Genomic DNA, 20979 nt, shown 5'->3' with positions numbered 1-20979 from the left:
GGCGCACACCAGGGGCGCGGGACCATCAGGCAGTCAGAATCCGTAGGGCAGGATGCGCGGCATCTCGGTCCCGTGACGGCCCGCGTCGTGCACCGCGCGCAGGACCGCCAACTCGTGCGGCACGACCGGGTCCGGCAGCCCCACGAACGGGAACCACGCCAGGTCGGCGGCCTTGTCGGGCTCCTGGATCGACGGCGTCCCGGTCCAGCGGGTCACCTCGAACATGAAGTCGACGCGCTGCTCGATCGCCGGCCCGCCCGGCTCGCCGCGGTGCAGCACCGTCAGCGGCCGGACGTCCTCGGGCGCGACCTCCACGCCGAGCTCCTCGCGGGCCTCCCGCACGGCGGCGTCGATGACCGACTCGCCCTCCTCGACGTGGCCGGCCGCCGCACAGGCCCAGAAGCCGTCGCGGTAGCCGGTGCCCTGGCGGAGCTGGAGCAGCACCTGCCCCTCACGCCGGAAGTAGAGGTAGGCGGCGGGCACGAGCGTGAACCGCTCGTGGTCACGCTCGTCGTAGCGGTCTGCGCCGACCGGCGCCACGTCCGGAGCCTCGGTCACGACAGGCACCCCTGGCCGAGGAGCGCCTTGAGGTCGCCGAACAGCGCCGGAGACTTCTCGACCCGGAGGCTGTCGGCAGCGCGGATCACGGTCCGCTTGCCCGGCTCGGCCACGGCGACGTGCACCTCCGCCGACCCGGGGTGAGTGGCCAGCACCTCGCGCAGCCGCACGATGATCGGCTCGACCGCGCGGGTGTGCGGCACCGTCACGGCCAGCGGCGAGTCGGAACCCACGGTGACGTCCGGCAGGGCTACCTCCATGGCCTGCAGCGACATCGACTCGTCGCGGCGGCGCACCTTGCCGCGCAGCACCACGACCTGGTCCTCGGCGAGCATCGTCGAGTACGCCAGATAGGTCTCGCCGAAGAACATGACCTCGACTGCGCCCTCCAGGTCCTCGACCGTGACGGCGGCCCAGGGGTTGCCGTTCTTGCTCATCTTGCGCTGCACCGAGGTGAGCAGGCCGGCCACGGTGACCACCGAGTTGTCCGGCCGGTGCTCGTCGGCGAGCAGCGACGCGATCGAGGTGTCGGCGGCCCGCTGCAGCACGTGCTCCAGGCCCGACAGCGGGTGGTCGCTCACGTACAGGCCGAGCATCTCGCGCTCGAACTGGAGCTTCTGCTTCTTCTCCCAGTCCGGCAGGTCCGGCACGTCGACGGAGAAGCCCATGCCCTCGTCGTCGGCGCCGCCGCCGAAGTCGGCGAAGAGGTCGAACTGGCCCTCGGCCTCCTTGCGCTTCACGCCGATCACGGAGTCGACCGCCTGCTCGTGAATCACGAGCAGCGAGCGCCGGGTGTGGCCGAGCGAGTCGAACGCACCGGCCTTGATGAGGGACTCGATGGTGCGCTTGTTGCAGACGGGGGCGGGGACCTTGTCCAGGAAGTCCTGGAAGGACGTGTAGCTGCCCTTCTCCTCGCGCGCCTCGACGATCGCGTCCACGACGTTACGGCCCACGTTGCGCACACCGGTGAGCCCGAACCGGATGTCGCCGCCGACAGCGGTGAACTTGGCCGCGGAGTCGTTGACGTCCGGTGGGAGCACCGTGATGCCCATGCGACGGCACTCGTTGAGGTAGAGCGCCATCTTGTCCTTGTTGTCACCCACCGACTGCAGCAGGCCCGCCATGTACTCGGCCGGGTAGTTCGCCTTGAGGAACGCGGTCCAGTACGCGACGAGGCCGTAGCCCGCGGAGTGCGCCTTGTTGAAGGCGTAGCCGGCGAACGGGACCAGGGTGTCCCAGACCGCCTTGATCGCGGCGGCGCTGTAGCCCTTCTCCTTGGCGCCCTTCTCGAAGTTGACGTACTCCTTGGCCAGCACCTCGGGCTTCTTCTTGCCCATCGCGCGACGGAGCAGGTCGGCCTGGCCGAGCGAGTAGCCGGCCATGATCTGGGCGGCGCGCTGCACCTGCTCCTGGTAGACGATCAGGCCGTAGGTCTCGTCCAGGATCTCGGCGAACTTCTCCTTGACCTCCGGGTGGATCGCCTCGATCTGCTGCTGCCCGTTCTTGCGCAGCGCGTAGTTGATGTGCGAGTTCATGCCCATCGGCCCCGGCCGGTACAGGGCGATGACGGCGGAGACGTCCTCGAAGTTGTCGGGCCGCATCTGCCGCAGCAGGGAGCGCATCGCCCCGCCGTCGAGCTGGAACACGCCGAGCGTGTTGCCGCTGGCGAGCAGCTCGTAGGTGGCCTTGTCGTCGAGCGCGACGTTCTCGATGTCGACCGGGTCCTTGCCGTTCATCACGATGTTCTCGAGCGCGTCGTCGAGGATCGTGAGGTTGCGCAGGCCCAGGAAGTCCATCTTGATCAGGCCGAGGCCCTCGGACGTGGGGTAGTCGAACTGCGTGATGATCGCGCCGTCCTGCGGGCGCTTCATGATCGGGATGATGTCGATCAGCGGGTCGCTCGACATGATGACGCCGGCCGCGTGCACGCCCCACTGCCGCTTCAGGCCCTCGATACCGCGCGCGAGCTCGACCACGCGCTGCGCCTCGGGATCGGCCTCGTGCACCTGCCGGAACTCAGCCGCCTCCGAGTACCGCTTGTCCTTCGGGTCGAAGATTCCACTCAGGGAGATGTCCTTGCCCATGACGGCGGGCGGCATGGCCTTGGTGAGCTTCTCCCCCATGGCGTACGGCATGCCGAGCAGCCGCGCGGAGTCCTTGAGGGCCTGCTTGGCCTTGATGGTGCCGTAGGTGACGATCATCGCCACCCGGTCGTCGCCGTACTTCTCCGTGACGTACCGGATGGCCTCACCGCGCCGACGCTCGTCGAAGTCGACGTCGACGTCGGGCATGGAGACGCGCTCGGGGTTGAGGAAGCGCTCGAAGATCAGCCCGTGCTCCAGCGGGTCGAGCTCGGTGATGCCCATGAGGTAGGACACCATCGAGCCCGCGGCCGAGCCGCGCCCCGGTCCCACGCGGATGCCCTGCGCCTTGGACCAGTTGATGAAGTCGGCGACCACGAGGAAGTACCCCGGGAAGCCCATCTGGATGATGACCTCGACCTCGTAGTCGGCCTGCTTGCGCACCGCGTCCGAGTAGCCGTTCGGGTACCGGCGGAGCAGGCCCGCCTCGACCTCCTTGATGAACCACGAGATCTCGTCCTCGCCGTCCGGCACGGGGAAGCGCGGCATGTAGTTGGCCGAGGTGTTGAACGAGACCTCGCACTGCTCGGCGATGAGCAGCGTGTTGTCGCACGCCTCGGGCAGCTCCTTGAAGACCCTGCGCATCTCTGCGGCGGACTTCACGTAGTAGCCCGAGCCGTCGAACTTGAAGCGGTTCGGGTCGTCCAGCGTGGAGCCGGAGTTGATCGCGAGCAGCGCCTCCTGGCTGGTCGAGTCCTCCTCGCGCACGTAGTGCAGGTCGTTGGTGGCGACCAGCTTGGCGCCGATGACCTTGGACAGTTCGAGGAGCTCCTTGGTCACCCGGGTCTCGATGTCGAGCCCGTGGTCCATCAGCTCGACGTAGTAGTTCTCCTTGCCGAAGATGTCCTGCAGCTCGCCCGCCTGGCGGACCGCCTCGTCCCACTGGCCCAGCCGGAGCCGCGTCTGGATCTCGCCCGACGGGCAGCCGGTCGTCGCGATGAGCCCGTCGGAGTACTTCTCCAGCAGCTCCCGGTCCATGCGGGGCCACTTGCCCATCTGGCCCTCCAGGGAGGCCAGGGAGGACGCCCGGAACAGGTTGTGCATGCCGGTGTTGTTCTTGCTCAGCAGCGTCATGTGCGTGTAGGCACCACGCGCCGAGACGTCGTCCGACTCCTGGCCCGCCTCGCCGTAGCGCACACGCGTCTGGTCGAACCGGCTGGTGCCCGGCGTGATGTACGCCTCGACGCCGATGATCGGCTTGATGCCCGCCTTCTGCGCCTGCGCCCAGAACTCGTGCGCCCCGAACAGGTACCCGTGGTCGGTGGTCGCGATGGCGTGCTGCCCCTGCCGCCCGACCTCCTCCATGAGGTCGCCGATTCTCGCCGCGCCGTCCAGCATCGAGAACTCGGTGTGTACGTGGAGGTGGACGAAGTCGTCGCTCTTCGAGGCGGTGGCGGAGGGCATGTCCATGATCTTAGGACGGCTCTCCGACACTCCCGCCCAGCAACGCCGAGCCACTTCTCACATCACGTGTACGCGCCCCGCACGACCTCGAGAGCGGCCTCCAGGTCGGCCGGGTACGGCGACTCCACCTCGACCCAGCGCCCCGTGACCGGGTGCTCGAAACCCAGCCGGTGGGCGTGCAGCCACTGCCGTGTCAGCCCCACCCTGGAGGCCAGCACCGGGTCCGCGCCGTAGGTGAGGTCGCCCACGAGCGGGTGGCGCAGCGCAGCGAAGTGCACCCGGATCTGGTGGGTGCGCCCGGTCTCCAGGTGCACCTCCAGCAGCGACGCCGCGGACAGCATCTCCAGCGTCTCGTAGTGCGTCACCGACGGCTTGCCGTCGGCGGTCACCGCGAACTTCCAGTCCGAGCTGGGGTGCCGCCCGATGGGAGCGTCGATGGTGCCCGACGTCGGGTCCGGGTGCCCCTGCGCGAGCGCGTGGTAGACCTTGTCGACCGTGCGCTCCTTGAAGGCGCGCTTGAGCCCCGTGTACGCGACCTCCGACTTGGCCACGACCATCAGGCCCGAGGTGCCGACGTCGAGCCGGTGCACGATGCCCTGCCGCTCGGCGGCGCCCGACGTCGAGACGCGGTAGCCCGCGGCGATCAGCGCGCCGACCACGGTGGGTCCGGTCCAGCCCGGCGACGGGTGGGCGGCCACGCCGACCGGCTTGTCGATCACGACGAGGTCGTCGTCGTCGTAGACGATGCCCATGCCCGGCACGGGCTCGGCCACGACCTCGACGGCGGGCCGCTCCTCCGGCATGTCCACCTCGAGCCAGCCGCCCGCGACCACGCGGTCCGACTTGCCCACGGGACGCCCGTCGAGGTGGACGGCGCCGGCCTCGGCGAGCTCGGCGGCACGCGTGCGGGAGAACCCGAGCATGCGCGCCAGCGCCGCGTCGACCCGGTCGCCGGCGAGCCCGTCCGGGACGGGCAGGGTGCGCAGCGCCATCAGGCGGGGTCGCTCTGCTCGCCGTCCGCCTTCGCGACCGGCTCGTCGCTCTCGTCCCCGGTGTGCCGCTTGCCGTCCAGGCCGATGCCACGCAGCGACAGCAGCGCGATCAGCACGGCCGCGGCGACCACCGCGATGTCGGCCACGTTGCCCACGAAGAAGCCGGCGTAGTCGATGAAGTCCACGACGTGGCCGCGGGCGAACCCTGGCTCACGCGCCAGCCGGTCGATGAGGTTACCGACGGCGCCGCCGAGCAGCAGGCCGAGCGCGACGGCCCAGCCGCGCGACCCGAGCCGGCCGATGGCGCGGACGATGAAGACCACGACCACCGTCACGACGATGGTCAGGATCCAGGTGTAGCCCGAGGCGATCGACAGCGCGGCGCCCGGGTTGTAGATGAGGCGCAGCCCCAGCAGGTCGCCGACGAGCGGGATGGGCTCGGCGTTCACGGTCAGCGCGGACTCGGCCCACCACTTCGTGAGCTGGTCGACAGCCAGGACGAGGGCCGCGAGCACGCCGGTCCAGACGACGAGCACGCGACTGCCCGACGGTGCGGGCGTGGCGGGGCTCGTCTCGTCGCCGGCCACGGCGGAGGGTTCAGCGGGAGTAGACATCAGGCAAAGTCTCCCATGCCGCGGGCCCTCCCCGTCCCAGGCTCTGGCGGGCCGCCGGAAAACCCGCCAACGCGAGGCACGACGCGCCGCCAATTACTGAGCCCACGAACAAGAGAGCGCGCATTCCCCGCCTGCGACGCGAAAAGAGACGAGGCCCTTTCCCGGAGTTCCGGGAAAGGGCCTCGCCTGGTGCGACATCACCGCCGCGTCACCGCACGGCGAGAGTCAATCGACGTCAATGCGTCAGCAAGCGGCGTAGCCGGTCACGTTGCCGGTCTGGAACAGGTTCAGCGGGCCGTCCCAGTGCCACGGCGCGACGCACACGTTGTTCAGGACGTTGATGGAGTCCTCGCCACCGATGACGGCGTCGCCCTCACCGCAGGCCTGGTAGTCGGTCAGGTTGGCGGTGCTGCCCACGTTGCCCGGACCCTCCCAGTACCAGGGGGCGACGCACACGTTGTTCAGCGCGTTGAAGCTGCCGTCGCCACCGATCTCGACGACGTCACCAGCGGTCGCGACCTCCTCGGGGACCATCACGCCGTCGATCCCCTCGGGGAGCTCCGCGTTCTGGGTCGCACCGAGCACGTCGAGCGCACCGTCCGCACCGACGACGCCGACAGCGCCCTCGACGCCGCCGAGCACCGCGCTGGCCTCGGACGGGCTGACCACGAGCGCCTCAGGCGCGTCGCCGAAGGTCAGCGCGCTCGCGCCCGTCGCAGCGGCGACGACCAGCCCGGCCGACATGGCCACGGCAGCGCCCGCACGACACGTTGCACGGAATCCTCGGATCATTGTGTTTCCCCCTTGAATAGCGTCCGTCAAAAGAGCGATGAACCACACTTGTGTGATTCACCTGGACGAGCATCCGGGGAGAATTTCACCCTGTCAATCGGAACGTGACCCGCCGCACAGAGTGCCTGGAGACCTAAAAACGACATTCCAGGATCGAACTCCATACCAATGCATCAGGTATGCACGTAACTCAGACATCACAGCGTTGATATCCGGTGCGGAACCCGGAGCGCGATCCGGCGCGGCACCCTCGCCGCGCCGACCGCTCAGGCGCCTCGGCGCTCCTCGCGCGCCTTGGCCTCGACGGACAGCGTGGCCCGCGGGAAGGCCTGGAGCCGGGCCTTCCCGATCGGCAGGTCCGTGAGCTCGCACGTGGCGTACGTGCCCTTGCGGATCCGGTCCAGCGCATGGTTCGTCTGGTCCAGGAGATCCCGCATGTTGTTGACGAGCGTCAGCTCCTGCTCGCGCTCCAGGGCGCTCGAGCCGTAGTCGGCCTGGTCGTCGCCGGCGCCGTCACCGGAGTTGCGCAGCAGGTCGGACAGCTCCCGGTCGGCGACGTGCAGCTCACGCTCCAGCCGCTCCTTGTCCTCGAGGAGCAGTGCCGCCAGCTCCTCGGCCTCGCGAACGGTCCAGGGCTCCTCCCCGTCACGGACGGGAAACTTCTTCACGTCACGTGTCAGGTTCGGGAACTCCTGCTTGATCGCCGCTCGCGTCGCAGTCGAGATCTTGGTCATGGGTTCCCCTTCGCGGTCGCCCCCGGTGGTCAAGTGCACGAAGCGTAAGCACAAGCGGCCAGACGCACAACGGGGCGCGCCGGTGTGGCGCGCCCCCCATGATGCGGGTGTCTGGCACGACACGCACGACGACCGGACGTGAGGTGGGGACGTCCGGTCGCCGTGCGTGTCAGATGGTGCTGTGCTGTCAGATGCCCTGAGCCATCTCGGCCGGCCGGCCGGACTGCTGGTTGTTGCGCGGCGGCAGGGCCGAGCCACGTGCGTCCAGGTCGCCCAGCAGGTTCTGCAGGAAGCTCTTCAGCCGCGTGCGGTAGTCGCGCTCGAACAGGCGCAGCTCGTCGATCTTGCGCTCCAGCAGCGAACGCTCCTGCTCGAGCTGGGAGAGCGTGCGGTGCGACGTCTCCTCGGCGTCGCGCACGATGCGCGCACCCTCGGTCTTGGCCTCCGTGATGAGGCGGTCGCCCTCCTCCTGGCCGGAGCGCACGTAGTCGTCGTGCAGCTTCTGGGCCAGCTGGAGCATCCCGGTCGCCGACTCCGGCTCGGGGCCGTTGCCCTTGGGGCCGGCGGGGCCGGTCGGCATGACGGGGGCCGCGACCGGCGCGGCCTGCGGGCGGGCGGGCGCGGCGGCGTCGCTGCGCGACAGCTCCGCGATGCGACGCTCGGCGGCGGCGACCTTCTGCCGGAGGCCCTCGTTCTCCTCCTGGACGTTGGTCAGCGTCCGCACGACCTCGTCGAGAAAGTCGTCGACCTCTTCGACGTCATAGCCCTCGCGGAACTTCGTCGCGGAGAACTTCTTGTTGAGGATGTCCTCTGCAGTAAGCAGTGCCATCGTGTCACCTCGAAAGTTGGAACGGAACGCTGAACTCGGACGTCGGCGCTAGCAAGCCGCGCGCCCTTCGCCGAAGCCCACGGTAGCGGACGACATCGGCGCGGGACACCGGGAGCACCCCCGGGCACGATTTCCTCACAGAGTGTGCCGGGTCACCCCAGGCCGTTTCCATGGGTAGGTCAATGTTTTCGCACACTTCGCCGTCGGCAGCTCGACCAGGCCTGCCGCGAACCGGCACACATTCACCACGTGGCCCGGACGTGTCAGACCCTCGCCGCCCAGGCCCCGACCAGCTGCGAGAGGATCGAGACGCCGAAGAACAGGACGATGAAGGCCAGGTCGAGCTGCACCTGACCCAGTCGCAGCGGCGGGATCAGCCGGCGCAGGAACCGCAGCGGCGGGTCCGTCACCGTGTAGACCGCCTCGGCGATCACGAGCAGCACACCACGCGGCCTCCAGTCCCGGGCAAAGAACTGCACCCAGTCGAAGATGAGGCGGCCGATCAGGAACAGGATGAAGAGCCACAGCAGAAAGCCGATGAACTGCAGGATCAGATTCACAAGGCACAACCTAACGCGTCCGGCCCCTGGACCACACGAGCCACCACGAACATGCTTCCCGATTCACTCGTCCGTGCACCGGGGCCCGGGGACAGACGTGAGCGGAGGGCGTCCGCCGTAGCGACCGCCCTCCGCCCAGGTCTCGTGATGCCGGTGTTCAGCTCTGGTTGTAGAAGCCGCCACGGCCGTTCGGCTTCTCGGTGGCGACCTGCTCCTCGGCCGCGATCTCAACATGCTCGGGAGAGAGCAGGAAGACCTTGTTCGTCACCCGCTCGATCGAGCCGTGCAGACCGAAGATGAGGCCGGCGGAGAAGTCCACCAGGCGCTTGGCGTCGGCGTCGTCCATGTCGGAGAGGTTCATGATGACCGGGGTACCGGCGCGGAACGCCTCGCCGATGCTCCGGGCGTCGTTGTACGACCGCGGGTGCACGGTCGTGATGCGGCGCAGGTCCGAGGAGGACAGGGCCTCGCGGGGAACGCCGTCGCGGTGCAGCGGCGTGACCTGTGCGTGCCGGTGGTCCTCCACGTTTTCCTCCAGGCCCTCGTCGTACTCGTCGAGGTACTCCTGCTCGCCCTGATCGTCGGCGAGGCCCAGATACAGCATGGTCTTGCGAAGCGCTCCGGCCATCGCACACTCTCCGTTCGTCGCCTGCTGTGCGTCCTTCTGTCTGTGTCCAGCGGGCCCGTACAACAGGTCCGACCTTGACCTCTCGTCGAGGTCGCCTTGACAAAAGTAGCCCGGCGCAATCCGACCCGGAAGTGCGACACGCCGTGCCACGAACAACTTTGCCAAAGTTGTTCAGCGATTGCTCGCTAAAAACGACATCCGTGTGATTTCGCAGGTCAGGGCCTTGTTATCGGCGTGTCGCGGAGTTGGCGCAGATCGGCCACGGACGGTCAGAGAAGCGCCACGACGCCCGCCTGGCGGCCGGTCGTGACACCCGTCACGGTCGCCCGCCGGTGCGAGAACAGTTCTTTGTCCTCCAGCGTGCATCGCCCCACGAGCGTCGCTTCGACGCCCCGGGCGGCGAGCTGGGCGACCACGCCGGCGGGCAGGTCGAGGCCCGGCGTGCCGTCGTCCGTGGTCGCGAACGTCTCGGGCACGACGGCGGCCACCTCGTCGCGCATCGCGGCCGGCACCTCGTAGCACCGCCCGCACACCGCGGGCCCGACGGCGGCGCGTACGCACTCCGGATCCGCGCCCCGGGCGACCATCGCGTCCAGCGCCCGGTGCACCACGCCGGCCAGCACCCCCTTGCGCCCGGCGTGCGCGACGGCGACCACGCGCGCGACCGGGTCGGCCAGCAGCACCGGCACGCAGTCCGCGACCAGGACGCCGAGCCCCAGCCCGCGCTCGGCGGTGACCAGCGCGTCGCCCTCCCCCGCCGACGCCGGCGGCCGGTGCGCGGCCCACTGCTCCCGCTCGGCCGCACCCAGCCCGAGCACCACGTCGCCGTGCACCTGGGTGGCGAACGCCACCGGCGCGCCGAGCCGCTCCGCCACCCGGGACCGGTTGACCGCGACCCGTGCGTCGTCGTCGGACACGTTCAGGCCCAGGTTCAGGCCGCCGCTGCCGTCGGCCGCGGCCCACGGCGCGGGCGAGACGCCGCCCGCGCCGGACGTGAAGAAGGCGTGCACCCCGTCGCCCAGGTCGACGGGGTGCACGCCTGCAAGAGTCCGGGTTTCGCTCACGGGTGTGAGGCTACCCGGCCGATCACTTCAGGAAGTCCGGGACGTCCAGGTCCTCGGCCGAACGACGCGGGTTCTCGTCGTACAGCGGCGGCACCTCGACGCGCTCGCCCTGCTCGCGGCCGACGTCCTGCCGGTTGAACGAGCCCTGCACGACGACGGCCGGCTCGTCCAGCGTGCGCGGCACGTCGTCCGAGGTCTCGTCGTCGATCACGCGGGGCAGCGTGGACACGGGCGACGGCTGGTGCGTCGGCGGGACCGACGGCGGCATGCCGTTGACCCCGACCTGCTCGGGCGCGCGGCGGGCCGCGTCCGACACGTCGGGCAGCGGGACCGGCGCCGTCGCGGGGCTGCGCGAGCCCGCCCCGACCGCGCCCGCGACCTGACCGAGCGCCCGGTTGTCCTTGCGCTCCTTGGGCAGCCCACCGTCGAAGCCCGCCGCGATGACGGTCACGCGCACCTCGTCACCCAGGGCGTCGTCGATGACCGTACCGAAGATGATGTTCGCCTCCGGGTGCGCGGCCTCCTGCACCAGGCGCGCGGCCTCGTGCACCTCGAAGAGGCCGAGGTCGCTGCCACCCTGGATCGAGAGCAGCACGCCGTGGGCGCCGTCGATCGACGCCTCCAGGAGCGGCGACGAGATCGCCAGCTCGGCGGCCTGCACCGCGCGGTCCTCGCCGCGGGCGGAGCCGATGCCCATGAGCGCGGACCCCGCCCCCTGCATGACCGACTTCACGTCCGCGAAGTCCAGGTTGATCAGGCCGGGCGTGGTGATGAGGTCGGTGATGCCCTGCACACCGGAGTGCAGCACCTGGTCGGCCGAGTGGAAGGCCGCGATCGCGGACACGTTGCGGTCCGACATCGACAGGAGCCGGTCGTTCGGGATGACGATCAGCGTGTCGACCTCGTCACGGAGGTTCTCGATGCCGCTCTCCGCCTGCACCGCTCGCCGGCGGCCCTCGAACGTGAACGGGCGCGTCACCACGCCGACGGTCAGCGCGCCGAGCGAGCGCGCGATCCGCGCGACGACCGGGGCACCACCCGTGCCGGTGCCACCGCCCTCGCCCGCGGTGACGAAGACCATGTCGGCGCCGCGCAGGACGTCCTCGATCTCCTCCGCGTGGTCCTCGGCGGCCTTCTTGCCGACCTCGGGGTCCGCGCCGGCACCGAGGCCGCGCGTGAGCTCCCGGCCGACGTCGAGCTTGACGTCGGCGTCGGACATCAGAAGGGCCTGTGCGTCGGTGTTGATCGCGATGAACTCGACGCCCTTGAGGCCGACCTCGATCATGCGGTTGACGGCGTTCACACCACCGCCGCCGATGCCGACCACCTTTATCACTGCCAGGTAGTTCTGCGGAGTTGCCACGTCGTCGCCTTTCGATTCGGGTCCCGAGTCCCGACTCTCGTCCCTCCCAAAGTCTCAGGTTGAGGTAGAGGGTTAGAGTTATGTCAGGTTGCTGCTGAGTTCGACGGTAGGTGTGCCGCCGTGGTGTGTCGAAGACATCGTCGCGCGTGTCGCGCAACGATGCACTCGAGAAATCACAGCGATGTTATTCCTGCTCGGTGCGTGAGTCGGTGCGCGACGCGCGCAGTACCTGACCGGCTCAGTGCGTGACCGGAAGGCCGGGCGACGAGACGTCGATGGTGGTCGCCGTCGGCTCCGCCCGCAGCAGCGTCTGGGCGACCTTCGTCTTGAGCGGCACCTCCGCGCCGCTCCCCCACCGGATCACGCGCCCGTCCGACAGCGTGGTGCGGACGTCGTCCTGCGTCGCCGCGCTCACGGTCTTGACGTCGGACGCGAGCTCGGTCGGCAGGGCGCCGAGCACCGCGAGGGCCGCGTCCAGGGCGCGCTTTCCCGCCCCGGCGTCGGACAGGGAGGTCACGATCGCGGGCAGACCCTTCGGCACCTTCTCGACGGTCGCGACGCGGACGCCCTCGGCATCCATCAGGGCGTAGACGTCGCCGGGCTGCGGCACCGCGGCGACCGGCTCGCGCGACGTGAGCGCCACCGCGAGCCCGTCCGGCCAGCTCCGTGTGATGCGCACGTTCTTGACCGCGTTCATCGCGAGGATCTCCTCGCGGAGGCCCACCGTGTCCAGGCGCGGCAGCGGCACGCCGGCCTCGGCGGTGGCCGCGTCGCGCACCTCGCCGACGTCGACCGTGGTGCCCTCGCCCGTCACCCGGACCTGGTCCGGGTCGAGCGCGAACAACGGCGAGAAGAACGCCGCCCACACCACTCCCGCCACGACCGCGACGGTGAGCGCGGTCCAGCCGATGCGGCGCCACACGCGGTAGCGCGCCATCGCGGTGCGCTCGGCGAGGCGGTCGGCGAGCTGGTCCGAGACCACACCCACCCGGCCGCCCGCCGACGGCGTGGTGCCGGTCGCGGGACGGTCCTGGCGGGCGGGACGGTCCGGCCGGGACGGCCGGCTCGGCGGATCCTGTGGGTCCTGCCGCGGCCGGGCCGGCACCCGGCCGGCCGGCCGCGGGCGGGCCTCCTCCTGCAGGTCCCGGCCGCGCCGGTCCGGCTCCTGCGCGCCCCGCTCCTGCCGTGCCGCGCCCTCGTCCGCGGGGCGCGGCCGTGCCGTGCCCGCGGCGCGAGGGCGCGCGGGCGGGCGCATCAGTCCTCGCCCAGCCCCGGCGTGCCGGGCGTCGCCACGCGGGCCGCGAGGCGCGCCAGGACGGCGGGTCCGAGCTGGGTCACGTCGCCGGCGCCGACGGTGAGCACCACGTCGCCCGGCCGGGCGAGGTCGGCGATCGCGTGCGCGGCGTCGAGGCGGTCCGGCACCGCGTAGGCGGCGCCGTGGTCGGTCATGAGGTCGACGATCGTGCTGGGCGTGACCGTCGGGTCGAGCTCCTCGCGGGCCCCGTAGATGTCGGTCACGACCACCTCGTCGGCGGCGGACAGCTCGGCCGCGAACCGGTCGGCGAACGTCTTGGTGCGCGAGTACAGGTGCGGCTGGAACAGCACGAGCACGCGGCCGCCGTCGGCGATCTCGCGGGCCGCCGTCAGCACGGCCTTGATCTCGGTCGGGTGGTGCGCGTAGTCGTCGACGACGAGCACGCCGTCGGCCTCGCCCTTCTCCTCGAAGCGACGGCCCGTGCCGATGAACGCCTCGACCCCGGCGACCGCCCGCTCTGCGGGCACACCCAGCAGCACCGACGCGATGACGGCCGCGGTCGCGTTGAGCACGTTGTGCTTGCCCGGCACCGACAGGCGCATTGGGATGCCGGGCACGTCGCCGGACACGCCCGCGCCGTCGGCCACCTGCTCGTTGGTGCCGAGGATGTCGCCGCGCAGCACCGCCGTGGTGCCCTCCGGCGTCGTGGAGATGTCGGTGACCCGCACGCGCGCGGTGTCGTTGGTGCCGTAGGTGATGACGTGGCCGCCGGTGGCGCAGATGGTGGCGCCCACCGAGAGCGAGCCCTCGTCGTCGGCGCACGCGACGAGCCAGCCCTCGGGCACCAGGCGGCGCGCGAACCGGATGAACGCGCCGTTGAACGCCTCCGGGGTGCCGTAGTGGTCCAGGTGGTCGGCCTCGACGTTCGTCACCACCGCGATGGTGGGCGTGTAGTTCAGGAACGAGCCGTCCGACTCGTCGGCCTCGGCGACGAGCACGTCGGACGAGCCCAGGTGGCCGCCCGGCGTCGAGCCGTTGGCCGTGCGCACCGTGCTGCCGATCGCGTACGACGGGTCCAGACCCGCCTCGCGCAGGATGGTCGCGACCATGGCCGACGTCGTCGTCTTGCCGTGTGCGCCCGCGACCGCGACGCCGCGTGAGCCCTCCATCAGGGCGGCCAGCGCCTGCGACCGGTGCAGCACGTTCAGGCGGCGGGCGCGGGCCGCGGAGAGCTCCGGGTTGTCCTCGTGCACGGCGCTGGAGATCACCACGGTGTCCGCGCCGCCGAGGTGGGCGGCGTCGTGGCCGACCCACACCTGGATGCCCTCCTCCCGCAGCGCGGCCAGCGCCTCGGACTCCGCGGCGTCGGAGCCCTGCACCGGGACGCCGCGACCGGCGAGCAGACGGGCGACGACGGACATGCCCGCCCCACCGATGCCGATCATGTGGACGCGGCCGAGCTTCGCGACCTGATCCGCCATCTGATCCGTGACCGTGGTGCTCATGACCTGACCTCCGTGGTGTCGGTACCTGCTGACCGTACGGCTTGCTCGACGAGATCGACGACACGAGCCGCGCCGTCGCTGGTGCCGGCCGACCCCGCGGCCTTCGCCATGACACCGAGCCGCTCGCGGTCCGCGAGCAGCGTGGGAACGTTCTGGGCCACCCAGGCCGGTGTGACGTCCGCGTCGTCCACCAGGAGGCCGCCGCCGGCCTCGACCAGCGGGGCGGCGTTGAGCCGCTGCTCGCCGTTGCCGATCGGCAGCGGCACGTAGACCGCGGGGATGCCGAGCGCGGCGAGCTCGGCGACGGAGCCCGCGCCGGAGCGGCAGACCACGAGGTCGGCCACCGCGTAGGCGAGCTCCATCTGCTCGAGGTACTCGCGCACCTGGTAACGCTGGAGGTCGACGCCGGCGACGGTCTCGCGGACCTCGTCGCCCTTGCCCTTGCCCGTCAGGTGCAGCACCTGGGCGCCGGCCGCCAGGATCTGGGCGGCGGCGCCGGACACGGCGCGGTTCAGGCTCAGGGCGCCGAGCGAGCCGCCCGTGACCACCAGGGTGGGCAGCGCGGCGTCGAGGCCGAGCTCGGCGGCGGCGCGGGCGCGCAGGCCGGCGGCATCGGCCTCGCGTTCCTGGACCAGGGCCGCGATGGCCTGCCGCAGGGGCAGGCCCGTGAGCACGCCGCCGCGCAGCGGCGTGCCGGCGAAGGTGAGACCCACGCGGGACGCCCACCGGGCGCCGAGCCGGTTGGCCAGGCCCGGGCGCGCGTTCTGCTCGTGGATGACGATCGGCACGCCCTTGCGCTTCGCGGCGAGGTAGGCCGGGGTGGCCACGTACCCGCCGAACCCGATCACGGCCTGCGCGTCGATCTCGTCGATCGCGTCCTCCGCGGCCCGGACCGCCGCCGTCAGCCTGCCCGGCAGCCGCAGCAGGTCGGGGCTGGGGCGACGCGGCAGCGGCACGCGCGGGATCGGGCGCAGCTCGTAGCCGCGCGCCGGCACGAGGTCGGCCTCCAGGCCGGTCGTGGTGCCGAGCGCGAGCACGCGCGCGCCGGGCTGGCGGCGCCGCACCTCGTCGGCCACCGCGAGCAGGGGGTTGACGTGACCGGCGGTCCCGCCTCCGGCGAGCACCACCGACACAGCTGCTGAGCTCATCATCACCTTCTGGTCGTCGCCCGGTACCCGGGCGAATCGATCGCGCGCCGGCCCGCTGTGGAGGATCTGGCCACAGATCGAACCGCCGTGCACATTTCTACCGTCTCCGGACCGCGCCGCCCAGCACGGCCAGTGACTTGCGGACGACGCTACCGCGTGCAGCGAGGGCCTTGGCAGCCCCCGGCTCCGTCCGGGCGAAGGATATGACCATCCCGAGCGCGGCCATCGTGGTGATCAGCGCCGAACCGCCCGCGGACACCAGCGGGAGGGGCACGCCGATCACCGGGAGCACCCCGATCACCACGCCGATGTTCACGAACGCCTGGCCCACGATCCAGCAGCCGACGGCGGCCGTGGTCACCTTGACGAACGGGTCCTTGTGCCGCTGGATGACGCGGCTCATCGCCAGGCCCAGCACGGCGAACAGCGCGAGCACCAGCACCGTGCCGAACAGGCCGAGCTCCTCGCCGATCACGGCGAAGATGAAGTCGTTGTGCGCCTCGGGCAGGTAGTTCCACTTCTCGCGGCTGCCGCCCAGGCCGACGCCCCACAGCCCACCGGTGCCCAGCCCGAACAGGCCGTGCAGGGACTGGTAGCACTCCGAGGCGGCGTCGCACTCCGCGCCGTAGGTCGCGATGATGCGCCGCAGCCGGTCCCCCGAGCCCTGCTGGAGGATGAACACGTAGCCGACGACGAACGCGGCGATCGCGCTGCCGAGCCCCATGAGCGACAGCGGCACGCCCGCCACCAGGAACGCGCCCGCGACGAGCAGGCCGATCACGAGCGCCGTGCCGAGGTCGCCCCCGCCGAGCACCAGGCCCATCACCACGACCGCCCCGGGCACGGCGGGCATGATCGCGTGCGACCAGCTGCCCAGCAGCGCCTGCTTGCGGCCCAGCACGGTGCCGAGCCAGACGGCGAGCGCGAGCTTGGCCAGCTCGGAGGGCTGGAAGCGGACGGGCCCGAACGACAGCCAGTTCTGCTGGCCGTTGGTGACCTCACCCATGAAGATGACGGCCACCAGCAGGACCAGCGCCACCAGGAGCGCCGGGAGCGCGAGCCGTTTGTACCAGCGGATCGGCAGGTGGGCGGCGACCACCAGCACGGGCAGGCCCATCAGCGCGTACTGCGCCTGGACCAGGAACGCCGCGTACGGCGACTGCCCCTCCGCGATGGAGGTGACCGTCGAGCTGGACAGCACCATGATCAGGCCGATCACCGTCAGCAGCCCCGTGGTGCCCACCAGCAGGTAGTAGCTGGTCACCGTCGAGTTCCACTCGCCCAGCCACGGGCGGTCGGGCGCCTTGCGGCCCGTGGTCGTCGTGGCCATCCCCTGCCCCTCCCGCGCTCAGTGCGTGGTGGTCAGGTCACGCACCACGCGGACGAACTCCTCGCCGCGGTGGGCGTACGAGGTGAACTGGTCCTGCGACGCGCCCGCCGGGGCCAGCAGCACGGTGTCCCCGGGCTGTGCCAGGTCCCGCGCCGCCGTCACCGCCCGGCGCATCACGGTCTCAGTGTCACCGGGATCGATCACCACAACCGGGATCTTGGGCGCGTGTCGGGCCAGCGTGTCGGCCAGCGGGCCGGGCTCGGCGCCGATCACGACGGCGGCGCGCATGCGGTCCGCGCGGGAGGAGACCAGGTCGTCGAACGTGGCGCCCTTGGCCAGCCCGCCCGCGATCCACACCACGGTGCCGTGCGCGAAACCGGCCAGCGAGGCGGCCGCGGAGTGGGCGTTCGTCGCCTTGGAGTCGTTGACGTAGGTGACGCCGCCCGCCTCCGCGACGCGCTGGATGCGGTGCTCGCCCGGGCCGAAGGACCGCAGCCCGTCGCGGACGGCGGACGCGGGCACACCGTGCGCGCGCGCCAGGGCGGCGGCGGCGAGGGCGTCGGCCACGATGTGCGTCGGCACGACGCCGTTGTGGTCACCCAGCTGCTTCAGGTCCGCGAGCGTGCCGAGCTCCGCGGCGCTCTTGCGGCGGTCCGGGTCGTCGTGGGCGGCGTGGAAGGCGCGGTCGACGAGCACGCCGTCGACCAGGCCGAGGTCGCCGGGGCTCGGGGTGCCCACCACGAAGCCGACGGCGCGGGCGCCCTCGACCACGTCGGCCTCGCGCACGAGGTCCTCCGTCGTCGGGTCCGCGACGTTGTAGACGCAGGCCACCTGGACGCGCTCGAAGATGCGGCCCTTGTCGCGCGTGTACGACTCGAGCGAGCCGTGCCAGTCCAGGTGGTCGGCCGAGACGTTGAGGACGGCGCCCGCCTGCAGCGACATCGTGTGCGTGAAGTGGAGCTGGAAGCTCGACAGCTCCACCGCGACGACGTCGAGCAGGGGGTCCAGGGCGGCCTCGACGAGCGAGCGGCCCACGTTCCCGACGGCGGCCGTGCGCAGGCCCGCGGCCCGCAGGATGGCCGCGAGCATCTCGACGGTGGTCGTCTTGCCGTTGGACCCGGTGATGCCGAGCCACGGGGCCGGTGCGTCGGTGCCGAGCCGGTCGACCCGTAGGCGCCACGCGAGCTCGACCTCGCTCCACACCGGCACGCCCGCGGCAAGCGCCGTGGCGACCAGGGGGTGGTGCGGCGGGAAGCCCGGCGAGGCCACGAGCAGGTCGGCCTCGGCCAGCACGGCGGCCGCGCCGTCGGCGTCGAGCCGGCCGTGGTCGGCGTCGTCGGCCCTGTCGTCCACCGTGACCAGCGAGGCCACGCGCGGTTCGAGCACGCGCTGAAGAGACCGTCCGGTGACGCCGAGCCCGGCCAGGACCACGCGCGCCTCCGCGAGGGGGACGCGGGGCTCGACCGTGCCGTACGTGTCGGCCTCGGTCACGAGGCCACCCACTCGGCGTAGAAGATGCCCATGCCGAGGCCCGCGAGCAGGCCGGCGATGAGCCAGAACCGGATCACGATGGTGACCTCGCCCCAGCCGGACAGCTCGAAGTGGTGCTGCAGCGGCGCCATCTTGAACACGCGCCTGCCCGTCAGCTTGAAGGAGCTGACCTGGATCACGACGGACGAGACGATGAGCACGAACATGCCGCCCAGCAGCACGGCGAGCAGCTCGGTGCGGCTCAGGATGGACAGGCCGGCCAGGGCGCCGCCCAGGGCGAGCGAGCCGGTGTCACCCATGAAGATCTTGGCGGGGTTGGCGTTCCACCACAGGAAGCCGACGCAGGCGCCCGTGACGGCGGCGGCGACGATCGCCAGGTCCTGCGGGTCGCGCACCTCGTAGCAGCGTGGACCGGCGGTGGCCAGGAACTGGCAGGACTGGTTGAGCTGCCAGATGCCGACCAGCACGTAGGCGCCGAAGGTGATGATGGAGACGCCGGTGGCCAGGCCGTCCAGGCCGTCGGTCAGGTTCACCGCGTTGGACCAGGCCGAGACCAGCAGGTTGGCCCAGATCACGAACAGGATCAGGCCCACGGTCGCGCCGGCGAACGCGAGGTCGAACTCGGTGTCGCGCAGGAACGAGATCTTGGTGGACGCCGGGGTGCGCGAGTTCTCGTTGGGGAACTGCAGCGCGAGCACGGCGAACGAGATGCCGACGATGCCCTGGCCGATCAGCTTGGCGCGCGCGGTCAGGCCGAGCGAGCGCTGCTTGCGGATCTTGGTGAAGTCGTCGAGGAACCCGACCAGGCCCAGGCCCGCCATGAGGTACAGCGCGAGCAGCGCCGACACGCTCGGCAGCCGCCCCGACACCAGCATCGAGGCCGCGAACCCGATGAGCGTGGCCGCGATGATGACGACGCCGCCCATGGTCGGCGTGCCGCGCTTGGTGAAGTGCCCCGTGGGGCCGTCCTCGCGGACGAACTGGCCGTAGTTCTTGTGGACCAGGAACCGGATGAAGACCGGAGTGCCCAGCAGGGCCACGAGCAGCGCCACCGAGGCGCTGACCAGGATCGCGATCACTTGTTGTTGTCCTTAGCGGTCAGAGCCATCGACAGGTGGTCGCCGAGCTCCCAGAGTCCGGAGCCGAGCGAGGACTTCACGAGCACGACGTCGCCGGGCTCCAGCGACTCGTCCAGCATTGCGCGGGCGGCGTCCAGGTCGGGCACGAAGATCGACTCGGACCCCCAGGACCCCTCCTGCATGGCGCCCTCATGGATGTGATAGGCGCCGTCGCCGACGACGACGAGCTGCTTGATGTTCAGCCGTACCACGAGGCGGCCGATCTCGTCGTGCGCGGCGCGCGCACCGTCACCGAGCTCTCGCATCTCGCCGAGCACCGCGACGGAGCGGCGGGTGCGCCCGGCCATGACGGCGAGGGTGCGCAGGGCGGCCTTCATCGAGTCGGGGTTCGCGTTGTACGCGTCGTCGATCACGGTGACGCCGTCGGGCCGCTCGGTGACGGCCATGCGGTGCGGGCTGCGGGCGGTGGCGGCCGTGAGCCGCTGCGCGACGTCGGGCAGGGTCACCCCGAGGCGCAGGGCGACCGTGGCCGCGGCGAGCGCGTTGCTCACGTGGTGGGGCCCGACGAGCTGGAGGGCGACGTCAGCGCGCTGCTCGGTGTCGCCGGCCGGGGCGGCGGACGGCGCGATCCGGAGCGTGAAGCTGGCGCGGCCCGTGGCGTCGACCGTGATGTCCTCGGCGCGGACGTCGGCGGCGGGGATGGTGCCGAAGGTCTGGAGGGTCGTGCCGGGCGCGGCCTGGCCGGCCATGGCGGCGACGCGCAGGTCGTCGGCGTTGAGCACGACCGTGCCGCCGTCAACGACGCCGGAGACCATCTCGGCCTTGGTCTTCGCGATGGCCTCGACGCTGCCGAAGTGGCCCACGTGCGCCACGCCCACGGCGAGCACGACGCCGACGTTCGGCGGCGCGATGCGCGTGAGGTAGGCGATGTTGCCGATGCGGTCGGCGCCCATCTCGGCGATCAGGTACCGGGTCTGCTCGGTGACGCGGAGCACCGTGAGCGGCAGGCCGATCTCGTTGTTGAACGAGCCGGTGGGCACGATGATGGCGTCCTCGCCGCTCACCTCGGGGGTGAGTAGCTGCCCGAGCAGGTCCTTGGTGGTGGTCTTGCCGACCGAGCCGGTCACGCCCACGACCTTGGGCCAGCCGTCGCCGCCCTCGCGGACCGTCGCCAGGACGTACCGGGCGAGCTCGCCCAGGGCCGCCTGCGGGTCGTCCACCACGACGGTCGGCAGGCCGTCGAGCTCGCGGGCCGCCAGCACCAGCGCGGCACCCGCCGCGACGGCCCGGCCCGCGAAGTCGTGCCCGTCCACCCGCTCCCCCGGCAGGGCCACGAACAGCGCACCGGGCCCGGCCTCGCGCGAGTCGATGATCACCGCCCCCGTGACCGTGACGTCCGGGTCGGCGTGCAGCCGCCCGCCGGTGGCTGCGGCGACCTGTGCCGCAGTCAGCTCGATCATGCCTGTGTCGTCCTCTCCTGCGTGGGTCCTGC

18 protein-coding genes are annotated in these 20979 nt (G+C 71.3%); all 18 read right to left on the bottom strand.

Features of this window, described 5'->3' with window-relative positions; all coding sequences use genetic code 11:
- Positions 1-33: 33 nt before the first annotated feature.
- A complete protein-coding gene (locus tag ACH47X_RS03285; RefSeq protein WP_397401331.1) occupies positions 34-567 on the bottom strand; it encodes an NUDIX hydrolase in 534 nt (177 codons plus the stop codon).
- Positions 555-4109, bottom strand: coding sequence for a DNA polymerase III subunit alpha (gene dnaE, locus ACH47X_RS03280; RefSeq protein WP_397401329.1), 3555 nt, complete (start codon positions 4107-4109; stop codon positions 555-557). The genes ACH47X_RS03285 and dnaE overlap by 13 nt, the downstream gene beginning before the upstream one ends.
- A 56-nt stretch (positions 4110-4165) precedes the next feature.
- A complete protein-coding gene (locus ACH47X_RS03275; RefSeq protein WP_397401327.1) occupies positions 4166-5095 on the bottom strand; it encodes an RluA family pseudouridine synthase in 930 nt (309 codons plus the stop codon).
- Positions 5095-5709 carry a signal peptidase II gene (locus tag ACH47X_RS03270; protein WP_397401325.1) on the bottom strand — a complete coding sequence of 205 codons (615 nt, stop codon included), beginning with the start codon at positions 5707-5709 and terminating at the stop codon, positions 5095-5097. The genes ACH47X_RS03275 and ACH47X_RS03270 overlap by 1 nt, the downstream gene beginning before the upstream one ends.
- Positions 5710-5952: 243 nt before the next feature.
- On the bottom strand, positions 5953-6459 hold the full coding sequence (locus ACH47X_RS03265) for a hypothetical protein (protein ID WP_157602336.1): 507 nt from the start codon (positions 6457-6459) through the stop codon (positions 5953-5955).
- Between the two features lie 308 nt (positions 6460-6767).
- Positions 6768-7235 carry a TraR/DksA family transcriptional regulator gene (locus tag ACH47X_RS03260; protein WP_036966460.1) on the bottom strand — a complete coding sequence of 156 codons (468 nt, stop codon included), beginning with the start codon at positions 7233-7235 and terminating at the stop codon, positions 6768-6770.
- A gap of 187 nt (positions 7236-7422) precedes the next feature.
- Complete coding sequence (locus ACH47X_RS03255) at positions 7423-8064, bottom strand: DivIVA domain-containing protein (RefSeq protein ID WP_397401323.1); 642 nt, start codon at positions 8062-8064, stop codon at positions 7423-7425.
- Between the two features lie 263 nt (positions 8065-8327).
- Entirely contained in the window at positions 8328-8624 is a 297-nt protein-coding gene (locus ACH47X_RS03250; protein ID WP_036958911.1) for a YggT family protein, read from the bottom strand.
- Positions 8625-8781: 157 nt separating this feature from the next.
- Entirely contained in the window at positions 8782-9252 is a 471-nt protein-coding gene (locus tag ACH47X_RS03245; RefSeq protein ID WP_020016673.1) for a cell division protein SepF, read from the bottom strand.
- Positions 9253-9521: 269 nt separating this feature from the next.
- Entirely contained in the window at positions 9522-10316 is a 795-nt protein-coding gene (gene pgeF, locus ACH47X_RS03240) for a peptidoglycan editing factor PgeF (protein ID WP_397401320.1), read from the bottom strand.
- A gap of 22 nt (positions 10317-10338) precedes the next feature.
- On the bottom strand, positions 10339-11679 hold the full coding sequence (gene ftsZ / locus ACH47X_RS03235; protein WP_026365923.1) for a cell division protein FtsZ: 1341 nt from the start codon (positions 11677-11679) through the stop codon (positions 10339-10341).
- A 238-nt stretch (positions 11680-11917) separates the two neighbouring features.
- Positions 11918-12934, bottom strand: coding sequence for a cell division protein FtsQ/DivIB (locus ACH47X_RS03230; protein WP_397401317.1), 1017 nt, complete (start codon positions 12932-12934; stop codon positions 11918-11920).
- Positions 12934-14439, bottom strand: coding sequence for a UDP-N-acetylmuramate--L-alanine ligase (gene murC, locus ACH47X_RS03225; RefSeq protein ID WP_397401315.1), 1506 nt, complete (start codon positions 14437-14439; stop codon positions 12934-12936). The genes ACH47X_RS03230 and murC overlap by 1 nt, the downstream gene beginning before the upstream one ends.
- Entirely contained in the window at positions 14436-15590 is a 1155-nt protein-coding gene (gene murG, locus ACH47X_RS03220; protein WP_397401313.1) for an undecaprenyldiphospho-muramoylpentapeptide beta-N-acetylglucosaminyltransferase, read from the bottom strand. Before murG ends, murC begins: the two co-directional genes overlap by 4 nt.
- A 94-nt stretch (positions 15591-15684) precedes the next feature.
- A complete protein-coding gene (locus ACH47X_RS03215; protein ID WP_397401311.1) occupies positions 15685-16917 on the bottom strand; it encodes an FtsW/RodA/SpoVE family cell cycle protein in 1233 nt (410 codons plus the stop codon).
- Between the two features lie 18 nt (positions 16918-16935).
- Complete coding sequence (gene murD / locus ACH47X_RS03210) at positions 16936-18408, bottom strand: UDP-N-acetylmuramoyl-L-alanine--D-glutamate ligase (RefSeq protein ID WP_397401309.1); 1473 nt, start codon at positions 18406-18408, stop codon at positions 16936-16938.
- On the bottom strand, positions 18405-19487 hold the full coding sequence (mraY, locus tag ACH47X_RS03205) for a phospho-N-acetylmuramoyl-pentapeptide-transferase (protein WP_397401307.1): 1083 nt from the start codon (positions 19485-19487) through the stop codon (positions 18405-18407). The genes murD and mraY overlap by 4 nt, the downstream gene beginning before the upstream one ends.
- On the bottom strand, positions 19484-20947 hold the full coding sequence (locus tag ACH47X_RS03200) for a UDP-N-acetylmuramoyl-tripeptide--D-alanyl-D-alanine ligase (RefSeq protein ID WP_397401305.1): 1464 nt from the start codon (positions 20945-20947) through the stop codon (positions 19484-19486). The genes mraY and ACH47X_RS03200 overlap by 4 nt, the downstream gene beginning before the upstream one ends.
- Positions 20948-20979: the final 32 nt, after the last annotated feature.

This window comes from Promicromonospora kroppenstedtii (assembly GCF_044389675.1).
Classification (GTDB): Bacteria; Actinomycetota; Actinomycetes; order Actinomycetales; family Cellulomonadaceae; genus Promicromonospora; species Promicromonospora kroppenstedtii.
The sequence above is the reverse complement of the archived record's forward strand: the minus strand, read 5'-3'. Positions and strand labels throughout refer to the sequence as shown.